We start from the raw sequence: 17193 nt of genomic DNA, 5'->3' as shown, positions 1-17193 counted from the left end.
GCGACCTTGCCAAGGTCGAGGTCACGAGTTCGAACCTCGTTACTCGCTCCAAATTCAACAAAAAGCCGCGTTTAGCGGCTTTTTGTGTTTTTGGCTTTCAGTTGTTTCGCGGCCCTGTAGCTGGCTATACTGTTACAAGGTTTAGTTCTGCCAACATGAGCTTTGCATGGTTGAGTCACCCTGTGTTCGAAACTGCTGTCTGGATCAGGCGGATTATTGTTTGGGTTGTGGCCGCAGTTATCAGGATATTCTGGCATGGCATCAGGCGGATAACCAAGCACGGCAGCAGATTTTGTTGCGCGCTCAGGCGCATTTAGCGGAGCGGGCTCGGCTGGCACAGCAGCAAAAAATGGCCTCAGGCGTCGCGTGCCAAGCCCTTTTCGATAATTCTGACTAAACGTTCAGTGCTGCGCGGCAACAGGTTGCCTGCCTGCCATTGCTTACGTTGTTGTTGCTGTATTGCCCAATCCAGATGCTGTTGCACCAGTGCCGAACTGTTGGCTCTGGCCTGTTGCAAACTGCTGATAATCTCAGGCTGATAAGGCGCATTGCCCAGCGCCACCGCGATGTTGCGCTGCCAACGCTGATAACCGATGCGGCGAATAGCACTGCCTTCAGTATGTTTTAAAAAATCGGCCTCGCTCCAGTTAAATAACGCCAGCAAGCTTTGCTCCCGCCAGTGATCCCGGCGCTGAAAGTCCGCTTCTAATGTCAGGGGAGCGGTACGGTTTTCCGGGCATACCAGCTGGCAATCATCACAGCCATAGATGCGATTACCGATAAGCGGCCGCAGCTCTTCTGGTATTTCGCCTTTATGTTCAATGGTTAAATAAGACACGCAGCGTCTGGCATCGACGACATAGGGCGCAACGATAGCACCAGTAGGGCAACTGGTGATACAGGCGACACAGCTGCCGCAATCGCCCTGATGTGGCGCATCTACCGGCAACGCCAGATTAACCAGCAATTCGCCCAAAAAGAACCAGGAACCACTGTCTTTATCCAGCAACAAACTGTGCTTACCTACCCAGCCCAGGCCAGCGCGCTGGGCCAGTGGCCGCTCCAGTACCGGTGCGGAATCAACAAAAGGCCGGCTCTGCAGGCCAGGTACCGCCGCGTTTATTTTATCAGCCAGTTGCTTTAAGCGTTTGCGGATCAGCTTATGATAATCGCGGCCCAGTGCATAACGGCTGATGTAAGCCTGACTGGGATCGGCCAGGTTAGTAGCAAAGGCAGCTTGTGCCGGCAGGTAATTCATCCGCACACTAATCACCCTTAAGGTGCCGGGCAATAACTCGGCCGGATTAGCGCGCATAGTGCCATGCTCGGCCATATACTGCATATCACCGTGATAGCCATTCGCCAGCCATTGTTGCAGCCTGGGATGCTCAGCACTCAGATCAGTGCCGCTGATGCCGCATTGCTCAAACCCCAGCTCGCGTGCCCACTGCTTAATTTGCTCCCTTAGCTGAAGATAATCTGTTGCCATAGCATCCAGTCGTATCATAAAAGCGTTACAGTAACATAACTGCATTTAGGCTGACTATCGGCGGCAGTGGAACTTACGCCCAAATTCCCGGTCGAAACCACGGTTTTGCTGGCTCAGCCGGGTACTAATTTGTTAACATGAGCCCCATTGCGTTATTCAATATTTTTACAGCAACTGCGCGCTGTGCCGGAGAGCTAGCTTATGACAGACCGCCTGACCTTACCCCTCTGTAATGAGGCAGCAACCCTGGCATTGGCCAGCAGGCTTGCCCCGTTGCTCAGTGGTGGTATGGTAGTGTATCTGTACGGCGAACTGGGGGCGGGTAAAACTACCTTCAGTCGCGGCGTTATTCAGGCACGTGGCCATACCGGCAATGTAAAAAGCCCCACCTATACTCTGGTAGAGCCATACCAGTTGGGGGACTTACAGCTGTACCATTTTGATTTATATCGGTTAACGGATCCGGAAGAACTGGCCTTTATGGGCGTTCGCGATTATTTTCATGCTCAGAGCCTGTGCCTGATCGAATGGCCGCAGCATGGTCAGGGTTATTTACCTGAAGCCGATCTCAGCATACACTTAACTTATCAGGCAGATCAGCGTGTTATCTGTTTGCAGGCAATCTCCGCTGCAGGCAGTACGCTGTTAAAGGCGTTAACAGATGAAAAACAACTATAATACTGTGCTTTGCCACGCCTGGCTGCTGGTTTTACTGCTGCTGTCTTTAAGCAGCCTTGCCAGTAATCAGGTGCAACAAATCCGCATTTGGCCGTCACCGGACAACACCCGGGTGGTGTTTGATTTAGCCGCAGCGCCAGAATATAAATACTTTACGCTGGATAACCCCGAACGGCTGGTGATTGATTTAAGTCATACCCGCGGCGGTGCAAGCCTGCCAGCGATTAGCGGTCAATCGGCGTTGATCAGTAATATCCGCAGTAGCGGTGATCAAAACAGCATGCGTATTGTGCTGGACTTAAGCAAAAAAACTAACGCCAATGTGTTTGTGCTAACGCCTACTGCGCCTTACGGTCACCGATTGGTGATTGATTTACCAGATGAAAACAGCAGAGTGCAGCGGCAGCCACCCAGCAGCATTCGTGCAGCGCGCGATATTGTTATTGCTATTGATGCCGGTCATGGTGGCGAGGATCCGGGCTCTATTGGCCCCTCAGGCATCTATGAAAAACACCTGACATTACCGATTGCCCGCCGTCTGGCCGAGCTGATTGATAAAGAACCCGGCATGAAAGCTTTATTAGTGCGTACCGGTGATTACTTTGTCCATGTCAACCGTCGTACCGACATTGCCCGCAGCATGCAGGCTGATTTACTGGTATCTATCCATGCCGATGCCTTTACCTCACCGCAACCGCGAGGTGCTTCAGTCTGGGTGTTATCACTGCGCCGCGCCACCACTGAAGTCGGCCGCATGCTGGAGCAAACCGAACGCCATGGTGAATTACTCGGTGGTGTGGCCGAGGTGATCCGTGATGCAGCGAATGAGCGTTATCTGGCGCAAACCGTGCTGGATTTATCGATGAACCACTCTATGGTTACCGCTCATCAAGCGGCCAATCAGGTGCTGACAGAGCTGGCCAAGATCACCCGCTTACACAAAGCAGAGCCGCAGGCTGCCAGCTTAGGAGTGCTGCGCTCACCGGATATTCCGTCTATTTTAGTAGAAGTGGGCTTTATTTCTAACCCGCAAGAAGAGCAGCAACTGCGTAATACCAGCCATCAGGCGCGGTTGGCTCAATCCTTGTTTACTGCTTTAAAACGGCATTTTCAGCAAGCGCCGCCGGCGGATTCATTATTTGCCCAGCAGCGTAGCCGCGAGCACAGGGTGCAGCCGGGCGAATCCTTATCAGTGTTGGCACAGCGTTATAATGTCTCCGTGGCTGAGTTGCGAACGCATAATCAGCTGAGCAATGACAGCATTCGCATTGGTCAGGTACTGCGGATACCTTAATGATGCCTATTCAATTATTGCCACCACAGCTGGCCAATCAGATTGCTGCCGGCGAGGTGGTAGAACGACCGGCCTCAGTAGTGAAAGAGCTGGTAGAGAACAGCCTGGATGCCGGCGCCAGCCAGATAGACATTATAATCGATAAAGGCGGCAGCAAACGTATTCTGGTGCGTGATAATGGATCAGGCATTGCAGAGCAGGAATTAGTGCTGGCGTTAAGCAGGCATGCCACCAGTAAAATTACTGACCTTGCTGATCTTGAGAACATTTGTAGCCTTGGCTTTCGCGGCGAAGCGCTGGCCAGTATCAGTGCCGTCTCCAGACTTACCCTGACCTCACGCACAGAAGCGCAAACGGCGGCCTGGCAAGCACAGGCTGAAGGCCGCGATATGGCGGTGCAGGTTCGCCCCGCGGCCCATCCGGTTGGCACCAGTATAGAAGTGCTCGACTTATTTTTTAATACCCCGGCACGGCGGCGTTTTTTACGCACCGACAAAACCGAGTTCAGCCATATTGATGAACTGGTCAAACGCCTGGCGCTGAGCCGCTTTGATGTTAGCTGGCACTTGAGCCATAACGAACAGCAAATCAGGCAATTGCCCATTGCCAGTACCCCAGAGCAAAAACTTAAACGCATCAGCCAGTTATGTGGTCGTGCTTTTGCCAGTGATGCTGTCTACATCGACAACGAATATGGTGAATTACGCTTAACTGGCTGGCTATTGGCACCCGAGGCGTGTGGCGCACAGGCGGCCTGTCAGTTTAGCTATGTCAACGGCCGTATGATGCGTGACAAGCTGTTAAACCATGCTATTCGCCAGGCTTACGGTGATCAATTGGCGCCGGATTGCCAGCCAGCCTTTGTGCTGTATTTAAGCTGTGAGCCACGACAGGTGGATGTAAACGTGCACCCGGCAAAACACGAGGTGCGTTTTCATCAGGCGCGGCTGGTCCATGATTTTGTGGTGCATGCACTGAGTGATGCCCTGGCGCAATTAGCCCCTGGTACAGCAGCGGTAAAGCGCCATACTGAGTCAGACAATAATGTGACTGAACAGCCTTGTAGCTATGCAGGTAACAGCGGCAAAGGCTATTCGGGCCAAAGTGCCAGCGGCTATGCAGTTAAAAGTGCCAATGGTTATGCAACGAAAAGCCCCAGTGGTTATGCCGGCAGCGGTGCGCGTCAGGCCGGGCCAGCAGCTGTCGAGCCGCAACTGGTTTATCTGGGGCAATTGCAGCAGGGAGCTGTCGCGCTTACTGCGTCAGCCAGGAACACAGTAGCAGCCAATAGCCCTTCGTCAGCCAATAGCAGTCAAGCGGCCTATTTACTCAGCGAAAACCAGTTTTTAGTGGTCAGCTCTGCTGGCAAGCTGTGGCTGTTGTCGCTTGCTGCCTTGCTGGCACCATGCTGGTTAACGGATGATACGGCAGTGCCTTTATTGTTACCGCTGCGCATCAGCTTAACGGCAACAGAGGCCGAGGCACTGACCCAGCAAGCCGACTTATGCGCCAGGCTGGGGTTTGACTTTTTATTACAGGATGCCATGTTAATTGTCAGAGCCATGCCACCCTGGCTGCGCGCTACTGCGCTAAACCAGTGGCTGCCGCTGTTGCCTGCTTGGTTAAGTGCCAGGCAGAGTGGTGCATCAACAGAGCAACAGACGGCTTTGTACAGCACAAAACAGCTGTTGTCTATGCTACTTTCAGGTCATTATCTGGCGGCTGAACAACTGATAAACTACTTTAAGCTGTCACTAAACAGCCTGCTCTGTGAGCCGCTGGCAGCTGATATTCAGGCTATTGAACTGGACATCTCTCAGAGTATCGAAAGGTTAAGGCAGCATACAGCATGAAGGTATCAGACTTGCCAGTGATTTGTTTAATGGGGCCGACTGCGTCAGGCAAAACGGCGCTGGCCATAGCACTGTGTCAGCAGCTTAATGCGGAAATTATCAGTGTTGATAGCGCCTTGGTGTATCGTGGCATGGATATTGGTACCGCTAAACCAACGGCAGCCGAGCTGACCATGGCGCCGCACCATTTACTGGATATTCGCGATCCGGCTGGCAGTTATTCGGCCGCCGATTTCCGACAAGATGCGTTGCAACTGATTACGGACATTCATCAGCGCGGCAAGATTCCTCTGCTGGTCGGCGGCACCATGTTGTATTTTAAGGCTTTGTTAGAGGGCATATCAGCATTGCCTGCTGCCGATGCTGCAGTGCGTCAGCAACTTGAGGCCGAGGCCCGCGAGCAGGGCTGGGCCGCGCTGCATCAACAACTGGCAAATATAGATCCGGTGGCTGCAGCGCGCATCCACCCTAATGATCCGCAGCGGATTAACCGGGCGCTGGAAGTATATCGTTTAACCGGGCAAAGCTTAACCAAGCTTACCGCAGAAAAAACGGAACCTTTTCCGTTTAGCGTACACCAATTTGCCATAGCGCCCACTGATCGGGCGATATTGCATCAACGTATTGCTGAACGATTTATGCTGATGCTTGAGCAGGGGTTCGAACAAGAAGTGCAATGGCTGAGGCAGCGTGGCGACTTACATATTGATTTGCCTTCTATACGTTGTGTCGGATATCGGCAAATGTGGCAGTATCTGGACGGCGAACACAGCTACGGGCAAATGGTAGAAAAAGGCATTGCCGCCACCCGACAGTTAGCCAAGCGACAACTAACCTGGTTAAGGGGCTGGCCAAATTTACACTGGTTAAAAAGTGAGGCTGAACTAAACGAAAACTTGCAAGCTGTTTTAAGTTCGCTAAGCTAGATAAGCAGGGAAATATTTTCAAGTTAACAACTTGAAATAAAAAAAATAATACCAATATTAAGCAGACTAATAAAAAAAGGAACTCGGCACATGGCAAAGGGCCAATCTTTACAAGACCCATTTTTAAACACCTTAAGACGGGAGCGTATTCCTGTCTCAATTTATTTGGTGAATGGGATTAAACTTCAGGGTCAAATTGAGTCTTTCGATCAGTTTGTGATCTTACTTAAAAACACTGTCAGCCAAATGGTTTATAAGCATGCTATTTCAACCGTAGTACCAGCCCGTGCGGTTAATACTATGTTGAGCCATGCAAATGGTTCAAGTGACGGTGAGGATGTGGAATAAACACAGGAGTTTATCAGCTTGTTTGATCTAGCCGAGCACGCCGAGCAAGCTGTCCTGGTCCACGTAAACTTTCCCCAGGAATCTTCGTCTGAAGATTTACAAGAGCTGAAAATGTTAGTCAGCTCTGCTGGGGTTGAGACCTTGCACATTGTCATTGCTAATCGCAGTAAGCCTGATGCGAAATTTTTTATTGGTTCAGGCAAGGCGCAGGAAATCAGCGACGCTGTTGCTTTGCACCAGGCAACTGTCGTGATTTTTAATCATGTCTTGTCACCGAGCCAAACTCGCAATCTTGAACGCTTAGTTCAGGCCCGGGTAATCGACCGCACCAGTTTAATTCTCGATATTTTTGCCCAGCGTGCCCGCACCTATGAAGGTAAGCTGCAGGTAGAGTTAGCACAGTTGCAGCATCTGGCGTCAAGGTTGGTGCGTGGTTGGGATAACATTGAACGGCAAAAAGGTGGTATAGGCCTACGGGGCCCTGGTGAAACCCGTTTAGAAACCGATCGCCGGTTACTGCGTGAGCGGGTAGCGGCGTTAAAGCAGCGGCTGGATAAAATGGGCCGGCAGCGAGAGCAAGGCCGTCGCGCCAGACAACGAGCCGAAGTACCGGTGCTTTCGGTGGTAGGTTACACCAATGCTGGTAAGTCTACGTTGTTTAACCGGCTAACCCAGGCTGGCGTCTACGCCGCAGATCAGCTATTTGCAACGCTCGATCCTACTTTGCGCAAAATTCAGTTACCCGGTTTTGGCCCGGCCATTTTGGCCGATACCGTTGGTTTTATCCGGCATTTGCCTCATGATCTGGTGGCGGCCTTTAAGTCGACCTTACAGGAAACCCGCGATGCTGATTTACAGCTTCATGTGATAGATGTGGCCGATCCGCGGCGTGATGATAACCAGCAACAGGTGCAGCTGGTGTTAACAGAAATTGACGCTGCCGAGGTGCCGCAATTACTGGTATACAACAAAATTGACCAAACCGAGCTGAGTGCACGTATAGAGCTCAATGAACAGGGTTTACCCATGGCGGTGTACCTGTCAGCGCTATCTGGTGCTGGCATGGAGTTGCTGCAGCAAGCTATTAGCAGCCTGTTATCTGAGCAACATGTGCAGTATACCCTGCTGTTGCCACCAGAGCAGTCAAGTTGGCAAGCGCGCTTTTATCAGCATCAATGCATAGTGCATCAACATTATCAGGATGATGGTAGTTGCCTGTTGCTAATTCAGCTTAGTCAGCGGCAATGGGGGCGCTTTGTGAAACAAAGTGACGGCCTGTTGGAAAACTTTATCGTCACTGCGCCAGAATTTTGATACATTAACGCGAATTAATAACCTCAGATGGAGTTAAACATGGCTTGGAACGAGCCGGGTAATAATGGCAAGAATAACGACCCTTGGAAACAAGGTGGTCGGGATCAAGGCCCACCCGATTTAGATGAAGTATTCCGCAATTTAGGCAAAAAATTTGGTGGAATTTTTGGTGGTGGTGGCAGCGGTAGTGCCTCCTCCGGTGGTGGCGGTTTCTCTGTTGCCATGATTTTAGTGCTGATCGTTGGCCTGTTAGTTTGGGGCGTTAGTGGTTTTTATACCATTAAAGACGCCGAACGTGGTGTGATCTTGCGTTTTGGCCAGTACCATACTGAAGTGACCGCCGGTATACACTGGAAACCCACTTTTATCGACAGAGTTATTCCGGTCAACGTGCAAGAGGTTCGCTCACTGCGCGCTGATGGTTTTATGTTAACCCAGGATCAGAATCTGGTACGGGTCACCTTTGAAGTGCAGTATCGCATATTCAATGCCCGGCAGTATTTGTTCTCGGTAGTGGATGCTGATCGCAGTTTACGTGAAGCGACGGATGCCGCCCTGCGTTTTGTTATTGGTCATTCTATTATGGATGATGTGTTAACTCGTGGCCGCGAAGTGGTACGGCAAAACACCCGTCAGGAACTGGAAGGTATTATTGAACCTTACAACATGGGCATAACTCTGGTTGATGTTAACTTCCGTGATGCACGGCCACCAGAAGAAGTGCGTGACGCCTTCGACGATGCGATTAGAGCACAGGAAGATCAGGAGCGTTTTGTACAGGAAGCCACTGCTTATGCCCGGGAAATTGAACCCCGTGCGCGTGGTCAGGTTAACCGCGTTATGCAGGAAGCCGAAGCCTACAAGCAGCAAATTGTGTTAAAAGCTCAGGGTGAAGTGGCCCGCTTCGAACGCTTACTGCCTGAGTACCTGGCGGCACCTAAAGTAACCCGAGATCGCTTGTACCTGGAAACCATGGAATACGTATATGGCAACACATCTAAGGTGTTAGTTGATGTGAAAAACAGCAATAACATTATGTATTTACCGCTTGATCAATTAATTAAGCAAGGTGCTGGCAGTAGTGGCAGTTCGTCATCACAACCGGCCCGTAGCAGTGCAGATCCCGTGACCATGCCACCACGGCAGGATAATGTTCGCGGTGGCACGACTCGCGGTGGGAGAAACTAAGTGATGAAAAATCTTATTATAGGATTAGTGGTTATTGTTGGCCTGATAATTGTTTCAGCACTCTTTGTAGTGCCTGAAGGTGAACGGGCTATTGTGATTCAGTTTGGTAAAATTCAGCGTGATGCAGCAGATCAGGTGGTGATATACGAACCGGGAATACATTTTAAAATCCCCATGATAGAAACTGTTCGTACTTTAGATGCCCGAGTGCAAACATTGGACGATGCAGCAGACCGTTTTGTTACTGCAGAGAAAAAAGACTTACTGGTCGACAGTTACGTAAAATGGCGCATTCGCGATTTCGGTGCTTTTTTCCTGTCTACCGGCGGTAATACTACGCAGGCTGAAGTACTGTTAAAGCAGTACATCAACAACGGTTTGCGGACTGAGTTTGGTACCCGTACCATTCAGGAGATTGTGTCTGGTGAGCGTACGCAGTTAATGCAAAGCGCGTTGACGCAAGCAGCTTTAGCGGCAAATGAACTGGGTATTGAAGTGATAGACGTGCGGGTTAAGCAAATTAACCTACCGACTGAAATCAGTGAGTCGATTTTTGCCCGGATGCGCGCTGAGCGTAAAGCCGTGGCGGATGAGCACAGAGCTCGGGGTCGTGAGCAATCTGAGATTATCCGTGCCGATGTCGATGCCCGGGTTACCGTTATGCTGGCCGATGCTGAGCGTAACTCCAGATCTGTCCGCGGTGAAGGTGATGCCTTAGCCGCCAGGGTCTATGCCGATGTGTATAGTCGTAATGCTGAGTTTTACTCTTTTGTCCGTAGTCTGGAAGCCTATCGTAATAGCTTTAACAGCAAAGACGATATCCTGGTAGTACAACCGGACAATGACTTCTTCAAATATATGAAGTCAGATAAAGTACAAAACTAAAGCGGTATTGTATTGATAAAAGGCCCTGCGGGGCCTTTTTGCTTAAGACACAGACCTGAACTGCAAAAAGCTGCACTAACTTAAAACGAGCAAAATTATGTACCAGCATCTTTATCAGCGATTTTTGCAAGCCAATGCCGGCAAGCAACACTTTGCCTGTCACTCGCATCATTACTGGCCGGATGTCACCCGTGACGCCATGTTGGCATATTGGGATGACAGCGCTCGTTTAGTTGATCATAAATGGCAGCATATTTTCTCTGAAAGAGTGCCGCATACCCAGCAATTGATTGCTGATATTTTAAACTTACCCAAACCCGAACAAATTGTCTTTGCACCCAATACCCATGAACTGGTATTGCGCTTGTTAAGCTGCTTTGACTGGCAACAGCCACTGCGTATTCTGACCACTGACAGTGAGTTTTACAGCTTTAGCCGCCAGGTAAAGCGATTGGCCGAGTGGGACAGCGTTACTGTGGATTATATTGCCACCGAGCCTTTCGCCAGCTTTGAACAGCGCTTTTGTCAGGCGGCTGCTGCCCATCACTATGATATGGTGTTTTGTAGCCAGGTATTTTTTAATTCAGGCGTAGCGATTAACGATCTCAGCGCCTTTGTGCAAAAGTTAGCTGCTAGTACTGATGCCATGTTGGTCATTGATGGCTACCATGGCTTTATGGCCGTGCCCACAGATTTATCGCAGATCAGTGAGCGCATTTTTTACCTCTCAGGCAGTTATAAATATGCTCAGGCAGGAGAGGGCTGTTGTTTTATGGCGGTGCCGGCTGATAATCACTATCGTCCTTTGTATACCGGGTGGTTTGCTGAGTTCGGCACTTTATCGGCCGATAAAACGGCCCAAGTTCAATACTCAAGCGACGGTTACCGCTTTGCCGGCGCCACTATGGATTTTGCAGCCCTGTACCGGTTGGAGGCTGTGCTGAGCTTGTTTAGCCGGCAAGGCATCACAGTGCCTGTTATTCATCAGTATGTGCAAGGCCTTCAGCAGCAGTTTTTAGCGCAGCTGGCTGCTTTGCAGCATCCACTGATAAACACAGCGCGATTACTTTGTGCCGATGTGCAGCAGCATGGTCACTTTTTTACCTTTCGCTTAGACAGTAGCGAGCAGGTGGCCAGCCTGGCTGCGGCGCTGCAACAGCAAGGTATTGAAACGGATTATCGTGCGAACCGCTTACGCTTTGGTTTTGCATTGTATCAACTGGCGGAGCAGTTTGATTTATCTTGCTTAAAACATATTTAAATCATGGCCTTACAAAAAGCCGCATAAAAAAGCGGCTTTTTTTGTATTGGACGGCTGAAACTTGCTTGGCAATTTGTTAGAATCCACGCCTCATTTTTTCCATGATGTAGGAACCATGGCCAAAAACGTTGTTGTTCTCGGCACTCAATGGGGTGACGAAGGTAAAGGTAAGATCGTTGACTTATTAACCGATAAAGCCAGCTATGTGGTGCGCTATCAGGGCGGACACAATGCAGGTCATACGCTGGTTATCGACGGTGAAAAAACGGTACTGCATTTAATCCCTTCCGGTATTTTGCGTGCAAACGTCAAATGTGTGATCGGTAACGGTGTGGTGTTGTCTCCCGAAGCCTTTTTAAAAGAAATGACCATGCTTGAGCAGCGTGGCGTTCCTGTTAAACAGCGCCTGTTGCTCAGTGAAGCCTGTCCACTTATTCTGCCCTATCATGTCGCCTTAGATGTTGCGCGTGAAAAAGCTCGTGGTGACAAAGCTATAGGCACCACTGGTCGCGGTATTGGTCCGGCTTACGAAGACAAAGTGGCACGTCGTGGTTTAAGAGTTGGGGATTTATTTAACCCGGCTTTATTTGCTGAAAAGCTGAAAACCATTATGGAGCTGCATAACTTCACTCTGACTCAGTACTATAAAGTTGAGGCGGTGGATTACCAAAGCACGCTGGATAACGCGCTGGCGATGGCAGACTTATTGAAGTCTATGGTAGTGGACGTCACTGATTTGCTGGATAAAGCCCGCAAAAATGGTGACGAAATTATGTTCGAAGGCGCCCAAGGCACCTTGCTGGATATTGACCACGGCACCTATCCTTATGTGACTTCGTCTAACACTACTGCCGGTGGTGTGGCCACAGGTTGTGGTTTTGGTCCGCGCTATCTGGACTATGTGTTAGGTATTGTTAAAGCCTACACCACCCGCGTCGGTGCCGGTCCCTTCCCGACAGAGCTTGGTTGTGCAGTAGGTGAGCATCTGGGCGTGAAAGGCCATGAGTTTGGTGCGACTACAGGGCGTAAGCGTCGTACTGGCTGGTTTGATGCTGTGGCAGTGCGTCGTGCTGTGCAATTAAACAGTATTTCTGGTTTTTGCTTAACCAAGCTAGATGTGCTTGATGGTCTTGAAACCTTACGTATTTGTACCGGCTATCGTCAACCGGACGGTTCAGTACTTGATACGCCACCCCTGGCAGCTGAAGGTTTTGAACAAGTTGAAGCAGTATATGAAGATATGCCTGGCTGGAGCGAAAACACTTTTGCTGTGCAGCAGTTGGCAGATTTACCGCAAGCGGCCCGCAACTACATTGCAAGATTAGAGCAGCTTACAGGTGTGCCGATAGATATTATTTCTACTGGCCCTGATCGTGTACAAACCATAGTACTCAAACATCCATTTGAATAATGCGATCTTTGCATCTATCTAAATAGATTTGCTGTATAAAAACGCTGCCCTTTGGCAGCGTTTTTGTTTTAAGCTGTAGTTAAACAGTAGGAGGTTGCAATGAGATACCTTTATTTATTACTAATTTGTCTGTTGTTATCTGCTTGTGGTGACAGTAATAGTCATCTTGGCGATCAGGTGCAATGTGGTGAAGGTAATTTAAACAGTCAAATTCTTTGCCGCCTTAATGCCAATTATTTATGGTACCGGGAATTAAAAAGTGGTGTCGATCCGCTTGCTTTTAGTGATCCAAGCGCCTTTATCAGGGCGGTGCGGGCGGATCGCGATCGCTTTAGTTTTATTATCAGCGAGCAGGAGTATCAGGACAGATACATCAATGCGGTGTTTTTTGGCTTTGGTTTTGCGACCACAAGGGTCGATAATGATACCGCGCTGCAGGTGCTCTATGTGTATGATTCCGGCTCTGCCGCTCAGCAAGGGCTGCGGCGCGGTGATAAAATTACCGCCATAGAGGGCATCAGCGTCGCTGAGTGGTTAACTGAGCTAGATGCCGGTCGGGTCAGCAATGATGATATCTACGGGCCAAATCAACCGGGCATCGCCCGGCAATTCAGCTGGCAACAAAGTAACGGTACGCAGCGGCTGGACACTTTTACCAAAGGCTCGGTCAGAACCAATACGGTGATGCAACGTTCGGTTTCAATGGTGGGCGATAAAAAAGTGGGGTATCTGGTATTTCATACCTTTATCGAATTATCTGAAACCGAGTTAGAACAGGCCTTTAGCTTTTTTGCCGCGCAAAACATTGATGAGTTAGTATTGGACTTACGCTATAACGGTGGTGGCCTGATCAGGGTAGCCAACCAACTTAGTTCACAAATTGCCTTTAATGCGGTGCAGGGAAAAACCTTTGTCGAATACCGCTATAACGATAAAAACAGTCAGCGAAACAGCAGTGCTAATTTTGCCCTGGGGGCCGGTCGTACGGTTTTAAATTTACCCCGAGTGCTGATACTCACCACCCCCGGTAGTTGCTCCTCCAGCGAGCTGGTGATTAATGCGTTGAGTCCCTTTGTGGATGTCGTGCAAATTGGACAGACGACCTGCGGTAAGCCGGTGGGCCAGCAGCCAGAGCGGGTGGGAGATTATCGCTTATTTGCAATTAACTTTCAGACCGTAAATTCATTGGGCTTTGGCGATTACTTTGATGGCCTGGCGCCAAATTGTGCGGTAACCCCTAATATTGCGGGTGACTGGGGTGTGGCAAACGATAATCTATTCGCCGCGGCGTTGTACTATATTGAACATGGCAGTTGCCCCCAAGTAGCGAGTAGTACTGGCATGACAGCAGGTGAAGCGGTATTTACCGGCTCGGCCCGCAATCAGCCGGCCTGGCGTTTGCATAATGAGCAGTAATTTTGGTTTGAAAATTGCAGCACATTAGGTAATGACAGCGTGCTGACAACTTTTTGGCGTGAGCTTATGAATGATCTTTTAAGAAACTTCTTGATACCGGCGGCTTTGTTCAGCGTTGCTCTGGGGCTGGCTGGCCCCAGCCAGGCACAACAACTGGATGCAGTGCAACTCTATACCCAGGATGAGCTATTGGACTTAATTAAAACCAACAGCCATTTGCGCCGGGTACAAGCTGACGAGTGCCAGTTGGTGCGCGATATTGAAGCCAGAGCCGATATTATGAAATTACCGGCTTATCAGTATCTATATGGCGATATGTTAGCCTATGCGGTATGCGTGCCACGCAATATTGAGCGTGGCTGGGATCTGATGCTGCAAGCGGCCGCGCAAGGTTTGCCTGAAGGGCTGGAGCAAGTAGGGCGTTATTACCATATTGGTCGCTTTGTACAAAAGGACATGGATAAAGCCATTATATATCTGCGCGAGGCGGCGGCAGTGGGCAATTTGAATGCAAAAATCCGGCTGGCGCAAATTCTTGCTGATGGCTATGGTAGCCCACTTGATTACGAACAAAGCTATCGCTGGTTACATCATGCTATTACCGCTGATGCCGCAACCCATGCTAGAATAAGCCAGTTAAAACAACAATTGGCAGCAAAAATGCCTGAGCGGGTAGTAAACAATGCCCGCCAACCGGTGAAATGAAGTGATCCAATTCAGCTGCCAGCTGTTACACTCAATCTATGTTTAAGGAAAACTAAGTTAAATTAATGACGGTAAATGATCCGCATCTTGCGCGAGAGCAAGAAAAATACGAAAACCCTATCCCCAGCCGCGAGTTTATTCTGGCGCATATCGAAAAACGGCAGCAACCTGCCTACTTTGAAGAACTGGTTTCTGAGTTAGCCCTTACCGATGACGATACTATTTTCGCGCTAAAAAAACGGCTGCGGGCAATGGAGCGTGATGGTCAGCTCATTTTTACCAAGACGAAACGTTATGGTCTGGTAGATCATATGGATCTGGTTAAAGGCACAGTGATGGGCCATCGTGAAGGCTTTGGCTTTTTAAAGCTGGAGCAGGGCGGCGCTGACTGGTATTTACCTTACCATGAAATGCAGCGGGTACTGCCGGGCGACAAAGTGCTGGCCACAGCCGCCTCGATGAAAGGCAAAGATAAAATAGAAGCCCGTATAGTGCGGGTGCTGGAACCACGCTCTGAGCCTATTGTTGGCCGCTATTATAAAGACGCTGCGCTCTGCGTGGTGGTGCCAGATGATCCACGTATCACGCTGGATGTGATGATCCCCGATGGCGAGCAGGGCGCAGCCCGGCATGGTCAGGTGGTGTTAGTCGAAATTACCCAGCGCCCGTCAAAACGGGTCGGTGCTATTGGTAAGGTCATTGAAGTACTGGGCGAGCATATGGCGCCGGGTATGGAAATTGAAGTCGCCATTCGTAATCATCAGATCCCACACGAATTTTCAGATGCGGTGTTAAGCCAGGTGGCAAAATATGGCGCTGAAGTGCCGGCAGAGGCCAAAGTAGGCCGGGTAGATTTAACTCAGCTGCCGCTGGTGACGATAGATGGCGAAGATGCCCGCGATTTTGATGATGCGGTGTATGCAGAAGCGAAAGACAATGGTGGCTGGAAGCTGTGGGTCGCCATTGCCGATGTCAGCGCCTATGTTAAACCTGACACCGCGCTGGACAAAAGCGCATTGGAGCGCGGCAACTCGGTGTATTTCCCCAGCCATGTAGTGCCGATGCTGCCTGAGGCGTTATCCAATGGCCTTTGCTCGCTGAATCCGCATACTGATCGTTTATGCTTTGTCGCTGAAATGCATATCAGTGCCAGCGGTAAGCTAGAGAGTTACCAGTTTTATGAAGCGGTGATGCACTCGGCGGCCCGTTTTACTTACAACAAAGTGCATGCGATTTTACAGGGTGATCCTGAGCTGCGTAAGCAATATGAAGCCAATCTGAGCAATCTTGAAACCTTGTACAGCCTTTATAAAAAACTGGCTAAGGTACGTGCGCAACGTGGGGCCATTGAATTTGAAACGGTTGAAACCCGTTTTATTTTTAACAGCCATCGCAAGATTGAGCAAATTGTGCCGGTACATCGCAACGAAGCACACAAAATTATTGAAGAATGTATGATCATGGCCAATGTGGCCTCGGCACGCTTTATTGAAAAACATGAAGCACAGGCGTTATTCCGGGTGCATGAACGGCCTGATGGCGATCGTTTTGCCAATTTCCGGCGCTTTTTAGCCGAGTTGGGTATCAGTGCTGATATTTCAGCTGAGCCGACGCCGCTGGAATTGACGCAGCTATTAAGCACGCTCACCGACCGGCCAGATCGTGAGCTGATAGAAACCACTATGCTGCGCTCGATGAAGCAAGCCGTGTATCAGGGCGATAATCAGGGCCACTTTGGTCTGGCATTAGAAGCCTATGCGCACTTTACCTCGCCAATTCGCCGTTATCCGGATCTGGTATTGCACCGGGCCATTAAGGCCATTTTGCATAAACAAAACCAAAGCGTCACCGGCGAGCGGGCCTACAGCGAAAAAGAAATCAGCCATTTTGGCGAGCAATGCTCCATGACCGAGCGGCGGGCCGATGATGCTACCCGTGAGGTGTCAGATTGGCTGAAATGCGAATACATGCAAGACCATCTGGGGACTGAGTTTGATGGCGTGGTCTCTACGGTAACTAACTTTGGCTTATTTGTGCGCTTGAGCGATCTGTACATTGAAGGCCTGGTGCATGTGACTTCGCTGCAAAATGATTATTATCATTTTGATGCTGAGCGGCAGGTCTTAACCGGTGAGCATCGTGGTGTCAGCTATCGCATGGGCGATCAGGTCAAGGTGCAGGTGGTCGCAGTAAGCCTGGAGTCACGCAAAATTGATTTGGCGGTGGTCGGTGAGCCTAAGCATGCGGTATCAGGCCGGGCGGTCAAAGCCAGCCGTGATGCCGCTTTTGCGGATAAAGGCGGCAAGGCCAAGGCTGGAAAATCCGGAAATAGTCACCCGGCTAAAACCAGTGATAAAGCCAAGCCGGCTAAAAGTGGCACTAAAAAACCGCGGCGTCGGGCCAAAAAAGCTTAAGCCGCTACAAG

15 protein-coding genes are annotated in these 17193 nt (G+C 50.0%); 14 read left to right on the top strand and 1 reads right to left on the bottom strand.

The window, feature by feature from the left end; translation table 11 throughout:
• Positions 1-166: 166 nt before the first annotated feature.
• Positions 167-397, top strand: a complete 231-nt coding sequence (locus V7D78_RS01435) for a DUF1289 domain-containing protein (protein ID WP_333606644.1) — start codon at positions 167-169, stop codon at positions 395-397.
• Here the strand turns inward: V7D78_RS01435 and queG are convergent.
• Positions 356-1489 (bottom strand): tRNA epoxyqueuosine(34) reductase QueG, encoded by a 1134-nt coding sequence (gene queG, locus V7D78_RS01430; protein WP_333606643.1) that lies wholly within the window; start codon positions 1487-1489, stop codon positions 356-358. The two genes, V7D78_RS01435 and queG, sit on opposite strands and share 42 nt — an antisense overlap.
• 201 nt (positions 1490-1690) lie before the next feature.
• Between queG and tsaE the strand changes: the two genes are divergently transcribed.
• The 13 genes from tsaE (at position 1691) to rnr (ending at position 17182) form a co-directional block, all read left to right on the top strand.
• Positions 1691-2167 carry a tRNA (adenosine(37)-N6)-threonylcarbamoyltransferase complex ATPase subunit type 1 TsaE gene (gene tsaE, locus V7D78_RS01425; protein WP_333606642.1) on the top strand — a complete coding sequence of 159 codons (477 nt, stop codon included), beginning with the start codon at positions 1691-1693 and terminating at the stop codon, positions 2165-2167.
• Positions 2151-3461: an N-acetylmuramoyl-L-alanine amidase gene (locus tag V7D78_RS01420; protein WP_333606641.1), complete on the top strand. Its 1311-nt coding sequence runs from the start codon at positions 2151-2153 to the stop codon at positions 3459-3461. Before tsaE ends, V7D78_RS01420 begins: the two co-directional genes overlap by 17 nt.
• On the top strand, positions 3461-5314 hold the full coding sequence (mutL, locus tag V7D78_RS01415) for a DNA mismatch repair endonuclease MutL (RefSeq protein WP_333606640.1): 1854 nt from the start codon (positions 3461-3463) through the stop codon (positions 5312-5314). Before V7D78_RS01420 ends, mutL begins: the two co-directional genes overlap by 1 nt.
• On the top strand, positions 5311-6240 hold the full coding sequence (gene miaA / locus V7D78_RS01410) for a tRNA (adenosine(37)-N6)-dimethylallyltransferase MiaA (protein WP_333606639.1): 930 nt from the start codon (positions 5311-5313) through the stop codon (positions 6238-6240). The genes mutL and miaA overlap by 4 nt, the downstream gene beginning before the upstream one ends.
• 90 nt (positions 6241-6330) lie before the next feature.
• A complete protein-coding gene (hfq, locus tag V7D78_RS01405; protein ID WP_333606638.1) occupies positions 6331-6588 on the top strand; it encodes an RNA chaperone Hfq in 258 nt (85 codons plus the stop codon).
• Positions 6589-6606: 18 nt separating this feature from the next.
• A complete protein-coding gene (hflX, locus tag V7D78_RS01400) occupies positions 6607-7902 on the top strand; it encodes a ribosome rescue GTPase HflX (RefSeq protein ID WP_333606637.1) in 1296 nt (431 codons plus the stop codon).
• Between the two features lie 39 nt (positions 7903-7941).
• Positions 7942-9090 (top strand): FtsH protease activity modulator HflK, encoded by a 1149-nt coding sequence (gene hflK / locus V7D78_RS01395; protein ID WP_333606636.1) that lies wholly within the window; start codon positions 7942-7944, stop codon positions 9088-9090.
• Positions 9091-9093: 3 nt separating this feature from the next.
• The gene (hflC, locus tag V7D78_RS01390) at positions 9094-9975 is read left to right on the top strand and encodes a protease modulator HflC (RefSeq protein ID WP_333606635.1); all 882 of its coding nucleotides are present in this window, start codon (positions 9094-9096) and stop codon (positions 9973-9975) included.
• A gap of 97 nt (positions 9976-10072) precedes the next feature.
• The gene (locus V7D78_RS01385; RefSeq protein ID WP_333606634.1) at positions 10073-11236 is read left to right on the top strand and encodes an aminotransferase class V-fold PLP-dependent enzyme; all 1164 of its coding nucleotides are present in this window, start codon (positions 10073-10075) and stop codon (positions 11234-11236) included.
• Positions 11237-11351: 115 nt separating this feature from the next.
• Positions 11352-12647 carry an adenylosuccinate synthase gene (locus tag V7D78_RS01380; protein WP_333606633.1) on the top strand — a complete coding sequence of 432 codons (1296 nt, stop codon included), beginning with the start codon at positions 11352-11354 and terminating at the stop codon, positions 12645-12647.
• Between the two features lie 99 nt (positions 12648-12746).
• On the top strand, positions 12747-14063 hold the full coding sequence (locus V7D78_RS01375; RefSeq protein ID WP_333606632.1) for a S41 family peptidase: 1317 nt from the start codon (positions 12747-12749) through the stop codon (positions 14061-14063).
• 66 nt (positions 14064-14129) lie between these two features.
• On the top strand, positions 14130-14768 hold the full coding sequence (locus V7D78_RS01370; RefSeq protein WP_333606631.1) for a tetratricopeptide repeat protein: 639 nt from the start codon (positions 14130-14132) through the stop codon (positions 14766-14768).
• A 65-nt stretch (positions 14769-14833) separates the two neighbouring features.
• Positions 14834-17182 (top strand): ribonuclease R, encoded by a 2349-nt coding sequence (gene rnr / locus V7D78_RS01365; protein WP_333606630.1) that lies wholly within the window; start codon positions 14834-14836, stop codon positions 17180-17182.
• Positions 17183-17193: the final 11 nt, after the last annotated feature.

Origin of the sequence: Arsukibacterium sp. (assembly GCF_036735525.1) — a bacterium.
In the GTDB taxonomy this organism is placed as follows: domain Bacteria; phylum Pseudomonadota; class Gammaproteobacteria; order Enterobacterales; family Alteromonadaceae; genus Alishewanella.
The sequence above is the reverse complement of the archived record's forward strand: the minus strand, read 5'-3'. Positions and strand labels throughout refer to the sequence as shown.